General features: G+C 65.3%; 14 protein-coding genes. 6 read left to right on the top strand and 8 right to left on the bottom strand.

Features of this window, described 5'->3' with window-relative positions; translation table 11 throughout:
• Nucleotides 1-4: 4 nt before the first annotated feature.
• The 5 genes from ileS to E4634_RS18115 all read right to left on the bottom strand — a co-directional run bounded on the left by ileS (nt 5) and on the right by E4634_RS18115 (nt 7,086).
• Nucleotides 5-2,809, bottom strand: coding sequence for an isoleucine--tRNA ligase (ileS, locus tag E4634_RS18135; RefSeq protein WP_135446081.1), 2,805 nt, complete (start codon nt 2,807-2,809; stop codon nt 5-7).
• Nucleotides 2,810-2,817: 8 nt separating this feature from the next.
• Nucleotides 2,818-3,756 (bottom strand): bifunctional riboflavin kinase/FAD synthetase, encoded by a 939-nt coding sequence (gene ribF / locus E4634_RS18130; RefSeq protein WP_135446080.1) that lies wholly within the window; start codon nt 3,754-3,756, stop codon nt 2,818-2,820.
• Nucleotides 3,757-3,847: 91 nt separating this feature from the next.
• The gene (gene murJ / locus E4634_RS18125; RefSeq protein WP_135446079.1) at nt 3,848-5,437 is read right to left on the bottom strand and encodes a murein biosynthesis integral membrane protein MurJ; all 1,590 of its coding nucleotides are present in this window, start codon (nt 5,435-5,437) and stop codon (nt 3,848-3,850) included.
• A gap of 18 nt (nt 5,438-5,455) precedes the next feature.
• A complete protein-coding gene (locus E4634_RS18120; protein ID WP_135446078.1) occupies nt 5,456-6,073 on the bottom strand; it encodes an NUDIX domain-containing protein in 618 nt (205 codons plus the stop codon).
• Nucleotides 6,073-7,086 carry an aspartate carbamoyltransferase gene (locus E4634_RS18115; RefSeq protein ID WP_135446077.1) on the bottom strand — a complete coding sequence of 338 codons (1,014 nt, stop codon included), beginning with the start codon at nt 7,084-7,086 and terminating at the stop codon, nt 6,073-6,075. Before E4634_RS18115 ends, E4634_RS18120 begins: the two co-directional genes overlap by 1 nt.
• 132 nt (nt 7,087-7,218) lie before the next feature.
• On the opposite strand from E4634_RS18115, the gene E4634_RS18110 reads away from it, so the two are divergent.
• From E4634_RS18110 to E4634_RS18085, 6 genes are all read left to right on the top strand, one after another.
• Complete coding sequence (locus E4634_RS18110) at nt 7,219-7,593, top strand: hypothetical protein (protein WP_135446076.1); 375 nt, start codon at nt 7,219-7,221, stop codon at nt 7,591-7,593.
• 159 nt (nt 7,594-7,752) lie between these two features.
• Nucleotides 7,753-8,370: a class I SAM-dependent methyltransferase gene (locus E4634_RS18105; RefSeq protein ID WP_135446075.1), complete on the top strand. Its 618-nt coding sequence runs from the start codon at nt 7,753-7,755 to the stop codon at nt 8,368-8,370.
• A 134-nt stretch (nt 8,371-8,504) separates the two neighbouring features.
• A complete protein-coding gene (locus E4634_RS18100; protein ID WP_135446074.1) occupies nt 8,505-9,239 on the top strand; it encodes an ABC transporter ATP-binding protein in 735 nt (244 codons plus the stop codon).
• Between the two features lie 4 nt (nt 9,240-9,243).
• A complete protein-coding gene (locus tag E4634_RS18095; RefSeq protein ID WP_135446073.1) occupies nt 9,244-11,610 on the top strand; it encodes an ABC transporter permease in 2,367 nt (788 codons plus the stop codon).
• Nucleotides 11,611-11,612: 2 nt separating this feature from the next.
• The gene (locus E4634_RS18090; RefSeq protein ID WP_206046938.1) at nt 11,613-12,809 is read left to right on the top strand and encodes an efflux RND transporter periplasmic adaptor subunit; all 1,197 of its coding nucleotides are present in this window, start codon (nt 11,613-11,615) and stop codon (nt 12,807-12,809) included.
• 245 nt (nt 12,810-13,054) lie between these two features.
• Complete coding sequence (locus E4634_RS18085; protein WP_167854973.1) at nt 13,055-15,004, top strand: acyltransferase family protein; 1,950 nt, start codon at nt 13,055-13,057, stop codon at nt 15,002-15,004.
• Between the two features lie 22 nt (nt 15,005-15,026).
• Here E4634_RS18085 and sbcB read toward each other — a convergent pair whose 3' ends face one another.
• The 3 genes from sbcB to E4634_RS18070 form a co-directional block, all read right to left on the bottom strand.
• Complete coding sequence (gene sbcB / locus E4634_RS18080; protein ID WP_135446070.1) at nt 15,027-16,478, bottom strand: exodeoxyribonuclease I; 1,452 nt, start codon at nt 16,476-16,478, stop codon at nt 15,027-15,029.
• 4 nt (nt 16,479-16,482) lie between these two features.
• Entirely contained in the window at nt 16,483-18,006 is a 1,524-nt protein-coding gene (locus tag E4634_RS18075; RefSeq protein ID WP_135446069.1) for a fumarate hydratase, read from the bottom strand.
• An 820-nt stretch (nt 18,007-18,826) separates the two neighbouring features.
• Complete coding sequence (locus tag E4634_RS18070) at nt 18,827-19,594, bottom strand: hypothetical protein (RefSeq protein ID WP_240725239.1); 768 nt, start codon at nt 19,592-19,594, stop codon at nt 18,827-18,829.
• Nucleotides 19,595-19,690 lie beyond the last annotated feature (96 nt).

Genomic DNA, 19,690 nt, shown 5'->3' with positions numbered 1-19,690 from the left:
GAAATCAGGCAAAGTGCCGCGGCTCGCCGTCGCCATCCACGTTCTCCACGCAGCGCCCGCACAGGGTGGGATGCGCGGCGATGCTGCCGACGTCCTCGCGGCGGTGCCAGCAGCGCTCGCACTTGGGCGCCTGCGAAGCCGAGACCTGCAAACGCAGGCCATCGATGCCACTGGCAGCGGCGTCTTCCGGCGCGGCCCCCAGCGGCTGCAGGGTGGCTGCGGAGGTAATCAGCACGAAGCGCAGCTCCTCGCCCAGCTCCGCCAGTTGCGCGTGCAACTCGGGCGCCGCGTACAGGGTCACCTGCGCATCCAGCGATCCGCGCAGCTCACCCGCCGCGCGGCGCTCTTCCATGGCCTTGTTGACGGCGTCGCGCACGGCGATCATCTGCCGCCAGAAGTCGCGGCCCATGGCCTCGTCGCCGGACAGCTTGTGCAAGCCTGCGTACCAGAGTTCCAGGAACACGGACTCGCCGCGCTCACCGGGCAGGTTTTCCCAGATCTCCTCGGCGGTGAAGCTGAGGATGGGCGCGATCCAGCGCACCATGGCTTCGGCGATCAGGTACAGCGCGGTTTGCGCCGAGCGCCGCGCCACGGAATCCGCGCGGGTGGTGTACTGGCGGTCCTTGATCACGTCGAGGTAGAAGCCGCCGAGGTCGCCGGCACAGAAATTGTGCACCTTGTGGTAGATGAGGTGGAACTGGCAGCCGCTGTAGTCGCGCTGGATCTCCTCCTGCAGGGCCGCGGCGCGGTCCACCGCCCAGCGGTCCAGGGAGAGCATGTCCTCCCAGGCCAGGGCGTCGCGGGCCGGCTCGAAGCCGTTGAGGTTGGCGAGCAGGAAGCGCGCGGTGTTGCGGATGCGGCGGTAGGCGTCGGCGGTGCGCTTGAAGATCTCGTCGGAGACCGCGACCTCGCCGCGGAAGTCCGCCGCCGCTACCCACAAGCGCAGGATGTCCGCGCCGAGGTCCTTCATCACCTTGGCCGCGGGCACGATGTTGCCGATGGACTTGGACATCTTGCGCCCCTCGCCATCGACGGTGAAGCCGTGGGTGAGCACGGCGCGGTACGGCGCCTCGCCGTAGGCGCCGATGCCGGTGAGCAGGGAGGACTGGAACCAGCCGCGGTGCTGGTCGGAGCCCTCCAGGTAGAGGTCCGCCGGGGCCTGCAGTTCGGGTCGCTGGCGCAGCACGCAGGCGTGGGTGACGCCGGAATCAAACCACACGTCGAGGGTGTCGGTGACCTTCTCGTAATCGGCGGCCTCATCGCCCAGCAGCTCGGCCGGATCGAGGTCGAACCAGGCGTCGATGCCGGCCTCCTCGATACGCAGGGCCACCTGCTCCATCAGTTCCTGGGTGCGCGGGTGCAGCTCGCCGCTGGCGCGGTTCACGAACAGCGCGATCGGCACGCCCCAGGTGCGCTGGCGCGAGATACACCAGTCCGGGCGGCTCTCCAGCATGGCGTCGATGCGCGCCTTGCCCCAGTCCGGCACCCACTGCACCTCCTCGACCGCGGCCTTGGCGGCGTCCAGCAGGCCGTTCTGCTGCATGCTGACAAACCACTGCGGCGTGGCGCGGAAGATGATCGGCGTCTTGTGGCGCCAGCAGTGCGGGTAGGAGTGCTCGTAGGCCTCGTCGTGCAGCAGCACGCCGCGCTCGCGCAGCAATTCGATGATCTCCGGGTTGGCCTTCATCACGTGCTGGCCGGCGAAGAATTCGGTATCGGGCAGGAACACGCCGTTGCCGCCCACCGGGTTGTACACCTCGATGCCGTACTGGCTGCCCACCGCGAAGTCCTCCTGGCCGTGGGCCGGGGCGGTGTGCACGGCGCCGGTACCGGCGTCGGTGGTGACGTGGTCGCCCAGCAGCACCGGCACCTGGCGCTCCAGGAAGGGGTGCTGCAGCAGCTGGCCTTCGAGGGCCGCGCCGAGGCAGCGGCCGAGAATCTCCGGCTCGCCGAGGCCGTAGCGTTTGGCGCAGGATTCGGCCAGTTCGGCGGCGACGACCAGCGCGCGGCCCTCACCGGCCAGCATCACGTACTCCAGCTGCGGCGCCAGGCTCACCGCCATGCTCGCCGGCAGGGTCCAGGGCGTGGTGGTCCAGATGGGGATGGCGATCTCGCCGGGGTAGTCGGTGCCGCAGGCTTTGTTGACAGCCTCCGGGTCCAGCGCGGCGTAGGCCACGTCGATCGCCGGGGACTGCTTGTCCTTGTACTCCACCTCGGCCTCGGCCAGGGCGGAGCCGCAGTCCATGCACCAGTGCACCGGCTTGAAGCCCTTGTGCAGGTGACCGTTGGCGGCGATGCGCCCCAGCGTGCGCACGATATCCGCCTCGAAGCGGAAATTCATGGTCAGGTAGGGGTTGTCCCAGTCGCCGAACACGCCCATGCGCACGAAGTCCGTGCGCTGCTTGTCGACCTGGCCGGCGGCGTACTCGCGGCACTTCTGGCGGAACTCGGCGGGGGTCACCTTCACCCCCGGCTTGCCGACCTTCTTCTCGACATTCAATTCGATGGGCAGGCCGTGGCAGTCCCAGCCCGGCACGTAGGGCGCGTCGAAGCCGTCCAGGCCGCGCGCCTTGACGATGATGTCCTTGAGGATCTTGTTCACCGCGTGGCCCACGTGCAGGTCGCCGTTGGCGTAGGGGGGGCCGTCGTGGAGGATGAATTTCGGGCGCCCCGCCGCCGCGGCGCGGATCTTGCCGTACAGGTCGGCCTCCTGCCACTGCTTGAGGCGCTGCGGTTCGCGCTGCGCCAGGCTGGCCTTCATCGGGAAGGCGGTCTGCGGGAGGTTCAGTGTTTCTTTGTAATCACTCATAAGGCTCTTCAGGCCGGCCGCTGTGCGAACCAGGCTCGTGTGTTGTCGATGTCGCGCGCAATGGCGGCGCGCAGGTCGTCGACGGAATCGAATTTCTTCTCGTCGCGCAGCTTGTGGCGGAAGCTCACCGAGATGTGCTGGCCGTACAGGCCGATCTCCCGGTCCAGCAGGTGCACCTCCAGGTTGGCGGTGATGCTGTCGTCCACCGTCGGCCGCACGCCGACATTGGCCACGCCCTCGGCCCGTTCCAGGCCGGCCCCGCTCACCTCCACCGCGTACACGCCGGACAGCGGCGCGCGCAGGCGGAACAGCTGCAGGTTGGCGGTGGGCGTGCCGATCTGCTTGCCCAACTGGCGGCCGTAGACCACCTTGCCGGAGATGCTGTAGGGGCGTCCCAGCAGGCGTTCCGCCAGGCCGAAATCCGCCGCCTCCAGCGCCTCGCGGATGCGCGTGCTGCTCACCCGCTCGCCCTGCACCTCACAGGTGGAGGTCGGCTGGGCCTCGTAGCCGTACAAGCGGCCCTCCTCCTGCACCAGCGCGAGGTTGCCCTGGCGCGCCTTGCCGAAGCGGAAGTCGTCGCCGAGCACCACGTAACGCACGCCCAGGCCCTCGACGAACACCCGGCGCAGGAAATCCTTTGGCGCCATCACCCGCAGGCTCTCGTTGAAGCGGATGCGCAGCAGGCGGTCCACCCCGAGTTCCTGCATGGCCTCGAACTTCTCGCGGAAGCTCATGATCCGCGCCGGGGCCTGGATCGGCGCCAGGTATTCGCGCGGCAGCGGCTCGAATACGATGACCACCGCGGGCAGGCCCAGGTCCTGCGCCTTCTGCTGCAGGTGCGCGAGCACGGCCTGGTGCCCCAGATGCACGCCGTCGAAGGCCCCGATCGTGGCCACGCAACCGCGGTGTCTGGGCCGCAAATTGTGCAGGCCGCGTATCAGCTCCATCGAATCAGGGAAAGCCGGGTCAAATCAAACGCGCAATTATAGCCAAACCGGGGCGCAGCGAAAACGCCGGGGGCCGTCCGCGAATTGCCCGTCATACCGCCGAGGGCGCGCGCAGGTGGCGCAGGCGCGTACCGGCCAGCAGGTGTACCGCGAGATAGGTGCCGGCGCCGGCGGCACACAACAGCGCGAGTTCGAGGGCCCGGCGCTGCCAGCCCCAGTCCTGCCACAGGGCGGGGTCCCCGGCCAGCATCAGCAGGACGGCGGCCATGGCGACAGTGCCGAGCAGCAGGCGCAGGCAGAAACCGCCCCAGCCCGGCTGCCAGGCGTAGACGCCGTCACGCAGGAGGCCGCGCAGCAATAGCCCGGCGTTGAGCCAGGCCGCCACCGAAGTGGCCAGCGCCAGACCCATATGGCCGACATTGAAATACCACAGCAGCGGCAGCACGAAGGCCAGGTTCAAGGCCATGTTGGCGAGCATGGCGATAATGCCGATTTTCACCGGAGTCGCGGTGTCCTTGCGCGCGTAGTAGCCCGGCGCCAGCACCTTGACCAGCATGAACGCCACCAGGCCCAGGCTGTAGGCGCGCAGGCTGAGGGAAGACATCGCCGTGTCCACCGCATTGAACTCCACGTACTGGAACAGGGTGACCAGGATCGGCTCGGCCAGCAGCACCAGCGCCACCGCGGCGGGCACGCCGATCAGCAGCACCAGGCGCATCGCCCAGTCCAGGGTGAAGGCGAACTGCTCCTCGCGAGCGGCGGCGCGGTGGGCGGAGAGATTGGGCAGGATCACCGTGGCAATCGCCACGCCGAACACCCCCAGCGGCAGCTCCGAGAGACGGTCCGAGTAGTACAGCCAGGACACGCTGCCATTGGGCAGGAAGGACGCCAGTACCGTGTCCAGCAACAGGTTGATCTGGCTGACCGAGACGCCGAACAGGGCCGGCACCATCAGCTTGAGTATGCGTCGCACCCCTTCATGCTTGACGTCGAACATCGGCCGCGGCACCAGTTCCAGGCGGTACAACGAGGGCAGTTGGAACAGCAGCTGCACCACCCCGGCGAAAAACACCCCCCAGGCCAGGGCGAACACCGGCTGCTCGAACCAGGGCGAGGCCACCACCGCGGCGAAGATCAGGCACAGGTTGAGGAACACCGGGGTGAACGCAGGCACCGCGAAACGACCGTAACTGTTGAGGATGGCGCCGCAAAAGCCGGTCATGGAGATCAGCAGCAGGTAGGGAAAGGTGATGCGGATCAGGTCGGCGGTGAGGGTGAATTTCTCCGGCTGGTCGATAAAACCGGGGGCGAACAGGGTGGCCACCAGCGGCGCGGCGATAATCGACAGCGAGGTGAGCAGCAGCAGGCTGCCGCCGAGCACCCCGGCCACGCGATTGACCAGGGCCTGCACGGCGCCGAGGTCGCCGGCATGGCGGTAGTCGGCCAGCACCGGCACGAAGGCCTGGGAAAAGGCCCCTTCCGCGAACAGGCGGCGCAGGAAGTTGGGAATCTTGAAGGCGACGAAGAAGGCGTCTGCGCCGACATTGGCGCTGGCGCCGATGAACGCTGCGATCACCACGTCGCGCACCAGCCCGAGCACCCGCGAGACCATTGTCATGGCCCCGACCAGCGCGCTGGAGCGCAGCAGGCCGTGCTTGGGCGTGTCGGTCGAGGTGGACAAGCGCGGTAGTCGCGGGCCTCAGCCCCAGCGCTCCCGCAGCTCGTCGATGTGGTTGCGCAGCCAGAGCATGGCGATCAAGGTGTGGCCGTTGGGCACGCGGTTCTCGTCCAGCAGGCGGAAGGCGTCGTCCACCGGTACCGAGTGCACGAGGATATTCTCGCCCTCCTCCGGCACCCCGTGCACACCGCCCACCGCCGCTCTGGACGCGCGGCCGCAGAACAGGCGCACCTGCTCGCTGCAGGCGCCGGCGCTGGGAACGACAGTGGCGATGGGGGCCAGTTCGAGCAGCTCGCAGCCGGCCTCTTCCATCGCCTCGCGGTGGGCGACTTCCTCGTCGGACTCGTCGGGCTCGACGATGCCGGCGACCAGCTCAAGCATCCACGGGCTGTCGTCACCGCGCATGGCGCCGGGGCGGAACTGCTCGATCAGCACCAGGGAATCGGTCTCGGGGTGGTAGGGCAGCACGCCGACGGCGTCGCCGCGCTCGAAGATCTCGCGCACCTGCGGCTCCACCCAGCCGCCGTCGAAGGCGCGGTACTGCAGGGTCACGCGGCGGATCTGGAAATACCCCTGGAAGACGGTTTCGTCCTCGAGGATGCGCACATCGCCGGCGCCGAAGGTCAGCTGCAGCGGCATCAGAAGCGCCCCGCGGTATACCAGTTGACGTCGCGGGCGTGGCGGTCGACCTCGTCGGCGACGTCCAGCACCAGGGCGAACAGCGCCATACGCACCAGCACGCCGTTGTCGGTCTGGCGGAAGATGGCCAGGTTGGGGTTGTCGTTGAGGTCGTCGTCCAGCTCGCGGGCGTTGTTGCGCGAGTCGCGCGGCAACGGGTGCATGATTACCGTGTTAGGTTCGCAGTTGGCGGTGTACACGCTCTGGTTGAGGCGGAAGCGGCCGCGGTAGAGGTCGGCCTCGGCCTGGGACTGGAAGCGCTCCTCCTGGATGCGGGTGGAGTAGACGATATCGACGTGGGCGATGCTGGCTTCCAACTGGTCCGATTCCAGCACATCGAGGCCGGCCTCGCGCATGGCCTCGACGATCTCCCCGGGCATACGCAGTTCATCCGGCGAGACCAGCACCACCTGCACACCCTGGAACAGGCCGAGCAGCTTGCACAGGGAGTGCACGGTACGGCCGTAGCGCAGGTCGCCGACCATGGCGATGCGCAGGTGCTCGAGCCCCCGGCCGCGGCCGGCCAGTTCCTTGCGGATGGTGTACAGGTCGAGCAGTGCCTGGCTGGGGTGTTCGTTGCTGCCGTCGCCGCCGTTGAGTACCGGCACGCGGCTGGCGGCGGCGAACTCCGCCACCGAGCCCTCGGCGGGGTGGCGCATGACGATGACGTCGGAGTAGCCGCTGAGCACCCGCGCCGTGTCATAGAGTGATTCGCCCTTGGCGATGGCGGAGGACTCAAAGCCGGTGGTCTCGCGCACCTCGCCGCCGAGCAGGTTGAACGCGCTGCCGAAGCTGACCCGTGTACGCGTGCTGGGCTCGAAGAACATGTTGCCGAGGATGGCGCCATCGAGCACCTTGGTCACCCGCTTGCGGTGGGCGTAGGGCTGCATGCGGTCGGCGACGGTGAAGATGTGCTCCACGTCGGGCCGCTCGAACTGGGCGATGGACAGGATATGGCTGCCGGCGAATTGCACGCGGGAACTCCGGGGTCAGGCGATGCGCGCATTATAGGGTCTGGGAGGGGCGCGTGCCCATGTCATGACCTATTCTGTGGCATGATGACACAAACTTCGCGGCTGTCAGGCCGCCCCTGGGGGGAAACCAGCATGGACAACAGGCTCTACTTCGTCCTCGGCGACCTGCTCGCCAACCTGCTCGGCGGCGCCTTCATCGGCTGGCTGGTCTGGCTGATGATCCCCACCGGCTGGAACATGTGGCTGGCCATGTTCATCGCCATGGCGGTCGGCATGCTGCTGGCCACCTTCGTGTTCATCCCCTTCAGCATCTTCCTCGGCGCCATGGAGGTCATGGTGCCGCTAATGCTCACCGGCATGGTCGCGGGCATGGTGACCGGCATGCGCGGCGCCATGGGCATGCTCGACGCCGGCGGCGCCGCCTTCGAAGGCGCCGTCTGCGGACTGGCCTGCATCGTCGCGGTATGGATACTCAACAACACCATCCGCGGCCCGCAAATGAACTGAGGGGTCAGAGCCCTTTTTTAAGGGGTCAGAGCCCTTTTTTGCTTTACAAAAAAAGGGCTCTGACCCCGGGCTACGACGCATGTAGCCGAGACATCAAAAAAAGGCGTATCTGACCCACTTTTTGGACGGGTTCACGTTCACGCTGCAGGAGGAAATGGCATGGTGGATACGGTAACACAGGAAAAATGGGACAAGGCCGCCCCAACCTTCGACCTGATGGCCAGTCGCGGCGCGGAAGTGCGCTGGCGGCCGGCGAAAGAGGCGCTGTTTGCGCGCATGGGCGACGGCCCGATCCTGTTCATGGCCCTGGGCACGGGGCTGGACATACCCACCTTCCCCCCCGGCAAGCACATCACCGCGATAGACATCAGCCCAAAGATGCTGGAGCAGGCAACCGCCCGCATCGCCGCCTACGACGGGGAGATCGAGGCGCGACAGATGGACGTGCACGAGATGACCTTCGCCGACGACAGCTTCGACCAGGTGTTCACCGCCTGCACCTTCTGCTCGGTGCCGGACCCGGTCAACGGCCTGAAGGCGCTGTACCGCGTGCTCAAGCCGGGCGGCGAGTTATGCATGTTCGAGCACACCGGCAGTCGCTTCTACCCGTTCAAGCCGATGATGGACCTGATGACCAAACTCACGGAGAAACTCGGGCCCGCGATGAACCGGCCCACGGTGGACAACGTGAAAGCGGCGGGCTTCGACGTGATAGCGGTCGACAATATCTACCTGGATGTGGTGAAGACGATCATCGCTCGCAAACCGGAGCGCTGAATGATCCGGGTGCGAACCCCTCCCCTGTCACCGCTGCGCCCTGATCCCGCCGTTTCCTGACCTGCATCATGCGGTCCAGGGCAGATCCGAACTAGTGTGGTTGTGCTATTCATTTAATTCGGGACCGAACATTGATGATAGCCCGCAGCCCACACAGGACAGACACGGAGGTTGCCTTCCGCACTCGCGGCGTCACCAAGGTCTACCAGATGGGCGAGGTACAGGTGCACGCGCTTCGCGGTATCGACCTCGAACTGTACAAAGGTGAGTTCGTCGTCCTGCTCGGCCCCTCCGGCAGCGGGAAATCGACCCTGCTGAATATACTCGGCGGCCTGGATGTGCCCACCAGCGGCACGGTCAACTATGAGGACCACGATCTCAGCACTTTCCGGGAAGCGGTGCTCACCCGCTACCGGCGCGAACACGTGGGTTTTGTCTTCCAGTTCTACAACCTCATTCCCAGCCTGACCGCGCGCGAAAACGTCGCACTGGTCACCGAGATCGCCACCAACCCGATGCCGCCGGATGAAGCGCTGGCACTCGTCAATCTCAGTGATCGCCTGGATCATTTCCCGGCACAGCTCTCCGGTGGCGAGCAGCAGCGCGTCGCCATCGCCCGTGCCATCGCCAAGCGACCCGATGTGCTGCTATGCGATGAACCCACCGGCGCACTGGATATCAGTACCGGGATCGTGGTGCTGGAGGCCCTGGCCAGGGTCAACCGCGACCTGGGCACGACCACGGCGGTAATCACCCACAACGTCGCGATCGCCGGCATGGCCGACCGGGTCATCCGCCTCAGCGATGGCAGAATCGCGGATATCGAGATCAACTCGAGCAGGCAGTCCCCCGCCGAGCTGAGTTGGTAGCACGATGCGGGCCCTGCACCACAAGCTCTGGCGTGATCTGTGGCAGTTGCGAGGACAATCCCTCGCCATTACCGCAGTGCTGGCAAGCGGCGTCGCCTGCTACCTGATGTTCATGAGCACGCTGGACTCGCTGCTACTCAGTCGCGACCTGTACTACAGCGAAAACCGTTTCGCCGAAATCTTCGTGCCGATCAAACGCGCGCCCGAGTCCGTCGCCCGGCGCCTGCGCATGATCGACGGCGTCGACAAGGTCGATACCCGGGTGATGGCGCCACTGACCATCGATATCGAGGGTTTCCGTGAACCCGTCGTCGGCACCGTGACCTCGATTCCGGATCACGGCGAGCCATTGCTCAATCGGCTGTACCTGCGCGCCGGGCGTTCCATCGAGCAGGGGCACAACGACGAAATCATCATCAGCGAGGCGTTCGCGAAGGCGCACGCCATGAACCCGGGCGACCGGCTGGGCGTCATCATCAATGGCAAGCGCAAACAGTTGCGCATCGTCGGCACCGGCGGATCGCCGGAGTTCATCCACCAGTTGCGCCCCGGCGGCATGTTCCCAGACTACGAACGCTACGGCATCCTGTGGATGGGACGCACGGCGCTGGCGAATGCCTACGACATGGAGGGGGCATTCAATTACGCGGTTCTGACACTGACACGCGACGCCGACGAACAGGGGGTAATCGACCGGATCGACGACATTCTCAAGCCCTATGGCGGCATCGGCGCATTCGCCCGCGAATACCAGCCCTCGCACCAGTTCCTGGCACAGGAACTCGACCAGTTGGAAAACCTCTCCGGCCTGTTCCCGATTATTTTCCTCGGGGTCGCTGCATTCCTGCTGCACACCGTCGTCACCCGACTGGTCAGCACCCAGCGCGAACAGATCGCGGCCCTGAAGGCCTTCGGCTATTCGAACGTTTCCGTTTCGGCACACTACCTGCAATTAATCATGCTGATTGTGCTGGCCGGTATCGTACTCGGCATCGCCGCCGGCGCCTGGCTGGGCACGCTGCTCAGCGCCATTTACGTGGAGTATTTCCGCCTGCCGTTCCTGCGCTTCGAACTGCACCCCCTGCGCATCGCCCAGGCGAGTGTGATCACCATCATCACCGGGTTGCTGGGGACCCTGGCCGCGGTGCGCGCCATCGCTCGCCTGAAACCGGCCGAGGCCATGCGTCCGGTCGCGCCGGCCCGCTACCACACGACATTGATCGAGGAACTGGGGTTCCAGCGCCTGCTCTCGACACCGACCCGGATGATTCTGCGCAACCTCGGCCACAAGCCCGTCAAGTCGTTGATGTCGATCCTGGGGATCGCACTGGCTGTCGGCATGCTGATGACGGGTCGCTTCCAGGAGAACACCATCAACTACATGATGGATGTGCACTACGGCCTGTCACAACGCGAGGACCTGGCGGTCGGATTCAGCGAGGCTACTTCGCGCCGCGCACTGACCGAACTGGAAAGCCTGCGCGGCGTCGACTATGGCGAGCCTGTTCGCAACGTGCCGGCGAGGCTGCGCTACCAACACCGTGAGTACCGGGTGTATATCTCGGCATTCGAACCCGGTGCGATCATCAAGCGGCTGGTGGACAGCGATCTCAATATCGTCGAACTGCCGGGCGACGGCATCGTCCTCAACGACTACCTGGCCAGGGAGATCCTGCATATCGAGAGCGGCCAGCCGCTGACGGTCGAAATACTCGAAGGCAGCATGCCGATCCGGCAGATTCCCGTCACCGCGCTGATCCGCCAGGACCTCGGCGTCGGCGCATACATGGATCTCGACGCCCTCAACCGGCTCATAGGCGACGGCGATGTCATCTCCGGCGCCTATCTGTACATCGATGAAAAATACGCCGACGAGATTTACCGGCATCTGAAGGAGCGGCCCAGGGTCGTCGGCTCGGTCATCCGCACCCAGGAGATCGAAAACTTCCACCGTACGATGGACGAATCCATGCTGTTCTGGACCTTCGTGGCGACCCTGTTCGCCGTGGTCATTGCAGTGGGCGTGGTCTACAACAGCGCGCGTATCACGCTGACCGAACGCAGTCGCGAACTGGCCAGCCTGCGCGTACTGGGTTATACGCGCGGCGAGATCTCCTACATCCTGCTCGGCGAACTGGCCCTGCTGACACTCGTAGCCATGCCGCCCGGCCTCTGGTTCGGTCGCGCGCTGTGCGGGTATATCGCCTCCAGCATCGGCAATGAAATGTATCGCGTCCCGCTGGTTCTCGAACCTGCGACCTATGCCTTCGCCGCGCTGGTGGTACTGGTCGCCTCCGCCGTATCGGCATTGCTGGTGAGACGTCGGCTCGACGCGCTCGACCTGATAGAAGTACTGAAAACAAAGGACTGACGATGAACGTACAATGGCAAAGACGCCTCACCTGGCTGGCTGTGTTGCTGGCCATCGTGGCGGCGCTGGCGTATGGCTTCCGGCCCCAGCCGCGACTGGTCGACATCGCCGTGGCGAGTCGCGCGCCGATGCAGGTCAGTATCCAGGAGGAAGGCAGGACCCGGGTGATCGACCGCTATGTCATCACCGCGCCGGTTGCCGGCACTGTCTGTCGCGTCGACCTGGACGTTGGCGACCCGATCGAGAAAGGCGAGGTGTTGGCCAGGATCAATCCCCTGCAATCACAGCCACTCGACCCGCGCAGCCGCGCCGAGGCCAGCGCCCGGGTCTCTGCGGCGGAGGCGGCATTGCTCGCCGCCCGGGAGAATATCCAGGTCGCCGCTTCCGAGGCCGACCTGGCCGAGAAGGAACTTGTGCGCCTGGCACCGCTGGTGCAACAGGGCCACATCTCGGAAGAAAGGCTGGATCAGGCCGAGGCCTTCAAACGCAGCAGCGATGCTGCACTGCGCTCGGCCCGGTTCGCCGAGGACGTCGCCAACCACGAACTCGAGGCCGCGCGCACGGCCCTGCGCCACGCCGGGGAGAAATCCTCAAACCCTGAGGACGTGGTGCAGGTACTCGCGCCCATTACCGGCAGCATCCTCAAGATCTACCAGGAATGTGAGGGTGTGATCAGTCCCAGCCAGCCCCTGATGGAGATCGGCGACACCCGCTCGCTGGAAATCGAGACTGATGTGCTCTCCCCGGATGCGGTGAAAATCAGGCCGGGCATGTCCGTTCTCTACGAACGCTGGGGTGGCGAGGCACCGCTTGTCGGCCAGGTGCGGCGCGTGGAGCCGGTCGGCTTCACCAAGATTTCCGCCCTCGGCGTGGAAGAACAACGCGTGCTGATCATCTCCGACATCACCTCCGACCCCGCGCAATGGCAAACCCTGGGCGATGGCTACCGGGTCGACTCGCGCTTCATCCTCTGGGAAATGGACGACGTGTTACAGGTCCCCGCCAGCGCCCTGTTTCGTATCGGCGACCTGTGGGCGCTGTTCGTCGTAGACGACGACAGGGCAAGACAACGCCAGGTCGACGTCGGGCAGCGAAACGGGCTCTCGGCACAGGTCCTGGGCGGCCTGACAGAAGGGGAGATGGTTATCACTCACCCCGACAAGGCGCTTGCAGAGGGCATGGGCGTAAAAAGCCGCTAATGGACCTGGTGACGAAACTCACCGGGAAGACCGGCCCGCACCCGACGCCGGTGCCCGAAGCGCGAGCTCCGCGCCGCACACAGACACGGAGCGCTCTTGCAGCAACCCTGAATTGTTCGGCGTGACCGTGCCCCGCGGTATAGCTCATTGAGGCTCTGTCGCGCCCAGGTGCGATGCTGTATACAGAAAGTCGTCCTCCAGCGCCGCCCAGCGCGCTCCCAGCAAACGGCTCGACAGGTCTCCGAATGTCCGACAGCGTGAAGTACAGGCCCGAAATCGACGGACTCCGGGCGGTCGCCGTAATTCCGGTGATGCTGTTCCACGCGGGCCTCGGCCCGTTCCCCGGAGGCTACGTCGGCGTCGATATTTTCTTCGTGATCAGCGGTTTTCTCATGACCGCCATCATCTACCGGGAGATCGCAGGCAGGAAGTTCAGCTACAGTGGTTTCTACGAACGCCGCGCCCGCCGCATTCTTCCCGCGCTGTACACCATCCTCTTCGCCGCCATCCTGCCGGCGTGGTTCCTGCTGATACCAGCGGATTTCGTCGATTTCGGACAGAACCTGATCGGCGTCGTCGGCTTTTTCTCCAACCTCACCCTGTGGATGCAGTCGGATTACTTCGACCAGGCGGCCGAACTGAAACCGCTGCTGCACACCTGGAGCCTCGCGGTGGAGGAGCAGTACTACCTCGTCATTCCTGTACTGCTCATGGCGCTGTACAAATTCGCACAACGCTGGATTCTTCACCTGGTGCTACTACTGCTGGCGGGCAGCCTTGCGATTTCGCACTGGGGCGCGTACCACAAACCGACCGCGACCTATTACCTGCTGCCGACCCGCGCCTGGGAACTCCTTACCGGCTCCGTGGTGGCTCTGCTCTACGCACGCCGGGACTGGCCGCATAGCCTGCGCTGGATCGCCCGACACAACGGCAGCCTCAGCTTGCTGGGGCTGCTGCTCACCGCGATACCGATATTCGCCTACGACAAGCACACGCCCTTTCCTGGTCTGTGGGCGGCAGTTCCCGTCCTCGGTACCGCGCTGCTCATCGCCTGCGCCCAGCCCGGGACGCTCGCGTACCGCTTGCTCTCCAACCGGTGGTTCGTCGGCATCGGTTTGATCAGCTACAGCGCGTACCTGTGGCACCAGCCGGTGTACGCCTTTGCGCGGCAGCAGACCCTGTGGCGCGAGTCGGGCGCGCTGATGTTCGGGGCCTTCGCCGTGTCGCTCGGCCTCGCTTATCTCAGCTGGCGATTCGTCGAACAACCTTTCAGAAACAGGGCGCGCATCTCCAATCGGACGGTGTGGCTGGTGTCCGCCGGCGGCGCCGTGATACTCGCGGCATTTGGGTGGCTCGCGATCAGGAGCGATGGGTTCGAGGGGCGTTTTGAACTCAGGCAACCGCTGACCAGCGCCACCTTCGACCTGCCGGCGCGCGCCAATGGCTGGTGTTTTTACAGTGTCGATACGAACACCGCACTCGAGGTCGGCGAAGCGGGCTTGCAATGCAAACTCGGGGCGCAGGACGGCGCGTCCGATATCCTGCTGTTCGGCGATTCCTTCGCGGGTATGTACGAACCTTTCTGGGACACGCTGGGCAAGGAACTCTCCCACGGCGTGGACGTGATTACGACAAACTGGTGCCACCCCAGCTTCACTGAATCCTTCTGGTGGCCCAATCCCACCCGGGCGCGGGAGCAATGCCTGCAGAACCGGGCATACGTGGCTGACCATCTCGACCAGTATCGCGTCGTGGTCATTTCGGCTGTCTGGAGCATGCTCGAGCAAAAAGGTCTCATGCACGAGGTCCACGAATTGGTCTCGGTGCTTGCCGGGGAGCACGGCATACAGGTCATCATCATGGCCCAACCCCCGGCGCTCACGCGTCCCTCCGTACTGCGCGCAGTCTACCGGTACGGAACACCGCAGGCATCTGCGGACGAACCGCTGGCGGAGAAAGCCAATTTTGCACTGCGCAAGCTCGCCGCAGGCAATGAGCGGGTTTACTTCCTCGACCGGGAATCCCTGTTCGCGGACGACACGACATGCGGACAGGTACTGTCAGCCGACGGCGTACCCTACTCCTGGGACGGCGGCCATATCAGCATTTACGGCAGCCAGGCGGCGGCACGCAACGTACTGCGCAGCGACGCGATGGCCGAACTGGCGAGTTTCATCGAAGGGAATCCGTGATCCGGGCGCCGTGCGCGCGAGGTCACGCGAGCAGCGTGTCCCCGTAGTCCAGTAACTGGTGCAGGACCTGTTCCTGCGCTGCGGACAACTCGCCGGATTCCAGCAGCTGCTCGATGAGTTCCTGGAATGCCTCCATGCACAGCGCTCCACTCGCCTCCGGGTCGGTCAGGCGTTGGAAGCGAAACTCCTCCCACTGGGCGCGCTCTTCCGGGGTAAGACTCTCCGGATAGTTGCGCGCGCGGTAGCGGAACAGCATCTCCGGCAGGCGCGCATCGACAAAGGGGAAGCTGCGCTCGGCGAGGTCCTGTGGGCTGCAGTCGACAACCTGCTGCATCAGCTTGCGATCAGCATCGGGGAAAAAGCCGCCGCTGTAGAGCATGCGGTCCGGGTCGCTGATCGGCTCGAAGCTGCGCTCGGCGTAGATCGCCTGGAACTTGTGGGTGAACGCCTTGGGGTCGCGGTCACGGTACTCGCGCAGGGCCGCGAGGTGGGCGCGACACTGCTCGCCGGACAGGCCGAGGCGCTCAGCGGTGGCCGGGTCCGCCATCTTTGCCGTGACCAATAGCGGACAGCGATTGGTGTGTACACTTTTTAGTCCGGGCCGCTCCTCGCCCTCTGCCAGCGTAGCGGCCGGCGCGAACAGGCGCTCGCGAATCTCGTCGGGCGAACCCTCGATCAGCAGGGTGGGATCGGCCATCAGGTCGGCGCAGATCACCTCGTTGCGGTTTTTCGGGTGCATGGCCAGCGGCGCGATCAACGCCGTGTGGCTGCGCGCAGCGCCAAACATGCCGGACACATGCAGTACCGGCTTCATCGCCGCGATGTCCAGCATCGCCGCCACCGACTGCTTGTCCCGGCTGTTCAGCACGTAGTCGAACAGTTTCGGCTGCTTCTCGCGCACCAGTCGCGCCATGGCGATGGTCGCCTCGACGTCCGATAGCGCGTCGTGGGCGCTGGCGTGCTCGATGCCGTTGGCGTGGGTCAGTTCTTCCAGGCGAAAGCTGGGCAGGCCGTCCTCGCGCAGCGGCCACGCGATGCCGTCCGGGCGCAGGGCCTGGCAGGCGCGCAGCATGTCGATGATGTCCCAGCGCGAATTGCCGTGCTGGTACTCGCGGGCGTAGGGATCGTAGAAGTTGCGGTACAGGGTGTAGCGAGTGACCTCGTCATCGAAGCGCAGGGAGTTGTAGCCCACTCCGCAGGTGCCCGGGCGCGCCAGCTCGGCGTGCACCTGGCGAATGAATTCGCTCTCCGGCACACCCTTTTCCAGCGCCTCCTGCGGCGTGATACCGGTGATCAAACAGGCTTGGGGATGCGGCAGGTAGTCGTTGGCCGGACGCGCGTAGATGACCAGCGGCTCGCCAACAGGGTTGAGGTCCATGTCCGTGCGCAACCCGGCAAACTGCACCGGGCGGTCGCGGGAAGGGTCAGCCCCGAAGGTCTCGTAATCGTGCCAGTAGAAGGTCGGGGCCGACACGCGCTCAGATCACCTCGAGCGCCTGTTCCTCGATTTTCGCCGCCCAGATTTTCGGGCCGACCTCGTGCACCGAGGTACCGTTGACGTCCACCGCCACGCTCACCGGCATGTCCTTGACCTCGAACTCGTAGATCGCTTCCATGCCCAGTTCCGGGAAAGCCACGACCTTCGCGCCGGTAATCGCCTTGGACACCAGGTAGGCGGCGCCGCCGACGGCCATCAGGTAGACCGCCTTGTGCTTCTTGATCGCCTCGACGCCGGTGGGGCCGCGCTCGGCCTTGCCGATCATGCCCAGCAGGCCGGTGTGCTCGAGGATGAAGTCGGTGAACTTGTCCATGCGGGTGGACGTGGTGGGGCCGGCCGGGCCGACCACCTCGTCGCGCACCGGGTCGACCGGGCCGACGTAGTAAATGAACCGGCCCTTGAGGTCCACGCCCTCGGGCAGGCCCTCGCCGGACTCGATCAGTTCCTTCATCTTCTTGTGCGCCGCATCGCGGCCGGTGAGCATCTTGCCGGAGAGCAGCAGCGTGTCACCCGGCTGCCACTGGGCGGCTTCCTCGGCGGTCACCGTATCCAGGTTGACGCGGCGGGTGCCCTCGCCCACTTCCCAGGTGATGTCCGGCCAGTCATCCAGGCTCGGCGGCGTCTGCAGCGCCGGGCCGGAACCGTCGAGCACAAAGTGCGCGTGGCGGGTGGCGGCGCAGTTGGGGATCATCGCCACCGGCAGCGAGGCCGCGTGGGTCGGGTAGTCCATGATTTTCACGTCCAGCACCGTGGTCAGGCCGCCCAGGCCCTGGGCACCGATGCCCAGCTTGTTGACCTTCTCCATCAGTTCCAGGCGCAGTTCCTCGGCCCGGCTGGAGGGGCCGCGCTCGCGCAGTTCGTGGATGTCGATGGGCTCCATCAGCGCTTCCTTGGCCATCACCGCGGCCTTCTCCGCGGTGCCGCCGATGCCGATACCGAGCATGCCCGGCGGGCACCAGCCGGCGCCCATGGTCGGCACGGTCTTCAGCACCCAGTCGACGATGCTGTCCGACGGGTTGAGCATGGCCATCTTCGACTTGTTCTCGGAGCCGCCGCCCTTGGCCGCCACCTGCACGTCCACCGTATCGCCCTCGACGACCTCCATGTGGATCACGGCCGGGGTGTTGTCCTTCGTGTTTTTGCGCGCACCGGCGGGGTCGTCGAGGATCGACGCACGCAGCACGTTGTCGGGGTTGAGGTAAGCGCGGCGCACACCCTCGTTAACCATGTCCGCAACGCTCATCGTCGCGTCCCACTGCACGTTCATGCCGATCTTCAGGAACACGGTGACGATGCCGGTATCCTGGCAGATCGGGCGGTGCCCCTCGGCGCACATGCGCGAGTTGATCAGGATCTGCGCCATGGCGTCTTTCGCGGCGGGGTTCAGCTCTTTCTGCCAGGCCTCGTGGACGGCGTCGATGAAGTCCTTGGGGTGGTAATAGGAGATGAACTGCAGCGCGTCGGCGACACTGTCGATGAAATCATCCTGGCGGATCATGGTCATTGCGGGGTTCCTTCAAGCGGGGATCACAACGGGGATCGTATTGTACACCGACGAAACGTGGGGGAAAGACCCGATTCGGTCAGGGCTTCGGGGGCTTCTCGTTCTGTTGCGGGTTGCGCTGGATGTGGCTCGCTGGCGGGGTGAGACCCACTGCGTCGAGGGGCGTGCTTGTTGTGAGGTCTAGTTGGGCTTGCTGCAGGCCAGTGAACGCTGTCGCCGGACTCAGGAACCGCAAAAGCGCCATCCATGGCAGCTCGGCCTCGGCCATCCATGGCCTCGGACGTTCCTGAATCCGGCGACAGCGTTCACTGGCCGGTTCCGGTGTATTCCCTGCCGACGAAATGGAAGCACGGCTCAATCGGCGGGGATAATCTCAACAGACAGAGGGACGCGACGAACACAGTTTGGCCATCGCGAATGACACCGTCCCGAATAGGCGTGCAAGTTCCAGATCGAGAAGGTCGAGAAGGTCGAGAAGGTCGAGAAGGTCGAGAACGAGCGTAAAACTCAACCAGGAGTCCGATGGTAGGACCGAAGCGCGGTCAGCCCCGCGCGGGAACGTCCGAGGCCATGGATGGCCGAGGCCGAGCTGCCATGGACGGCGCTTTTGCGGTTCCCGGGCGGGGCTGACCGTGCTTCGGGTCGGCGATCCATACCCGATCCAACATCACCATCTCGCAAGACGGCGATCAATCGTGGATCAACCGCCTGTTCGCTATCAGTAGACCGATGGAAAAATCGAGACAGTGCCACCCAGAGACGGGCTGGCGAACCGGTTCAGGAGTGGCCGGTCAAGGTAGCTCTCCCCAGACGGCCGCACTCAAAGCGAAGGCTGAGCCTGCAGCGCCCGAATCGAGGCCTCGATGTTGTTGATACTGCTGTTCACCTGCCGGCGGAACGCATCCGTGGACTTGATGCCCTCGGCGTTGCTCTCCACCTGCCGGTTGAGCTTGGCCAGATCCAGTTCGAGGCGGTTGAGGGCATCGGCGACGCGCTCCACCTCCGCCTGGTTGGTCTTGGCGCTGGCCGCGAGGCGCGACAGGTCGCCGGCCACGCTGTTGAGTTTTTTCAGGTCGCTCTCCGCGCCGGAGACCTTGGCTTGCAGTGCGCCGACCGTTTTTTCGTTGGCCGCCACCTTGCCCGCCTGGGACTTGCTGGCGACTTCCAGGGTGGCCAGGCGCTCCTTGGTCTGCTTCCAGACGTTGTCCCACAGCTTGCGCACTTCCGAGTCGAGTTCGCGAATCTTGGCCGCCTGTACCGCGGCGTTCTCGTTCATGCCCTCGTCCGTATCCGAAAGCCGCGCCTCCAGGTCGGCGATGCGGCCGGCGTAGTCTTCGAGCGAAGACTGCGCGCTTACCAATTGCTGCTGCAACTGCCAGGCCCAGGCGCAGGCGACCGCCGCCACGACCAGCGCGACCGTGATGAACAGGCGGGCGAGAAGACCACTGCCGCCCTTGGCCGGCGGTTTGCCCGCCGGGGCCCGTGTCGACCCGCGCGAGGCGCTGCCGCCGCTGCGCGGACGAGTCGGCTGGTCGATGTCGCGGGTGGGCACGATGGAGGGGATGTGGTCGATTTCGTCTCGGGACATAATGTTGAAGACAGTTGCGATTTTGGGCAATTATACATGGGCGCCAGCCCAACCCAACCGCCCGGTGGTGCTGCTGCAGTGGTAAAAAGGCGGAAA

Origin of the sequence: Mangrovimicrobium sediminis, assembly GCF_004745945.1 — a bacterium.
Classification (GTDB): Bacteria; Pseudomonadota; Gammaproteobacteria; order Pseudomonadales; family Halieaceae; genus Mangrovimicrobium; species Mangrovimicrobium sediminis.
Note: the sequence above shows the minus strand (reverse complement) of the source record. Positions and strands in the feature narration are given on the sequence as shown.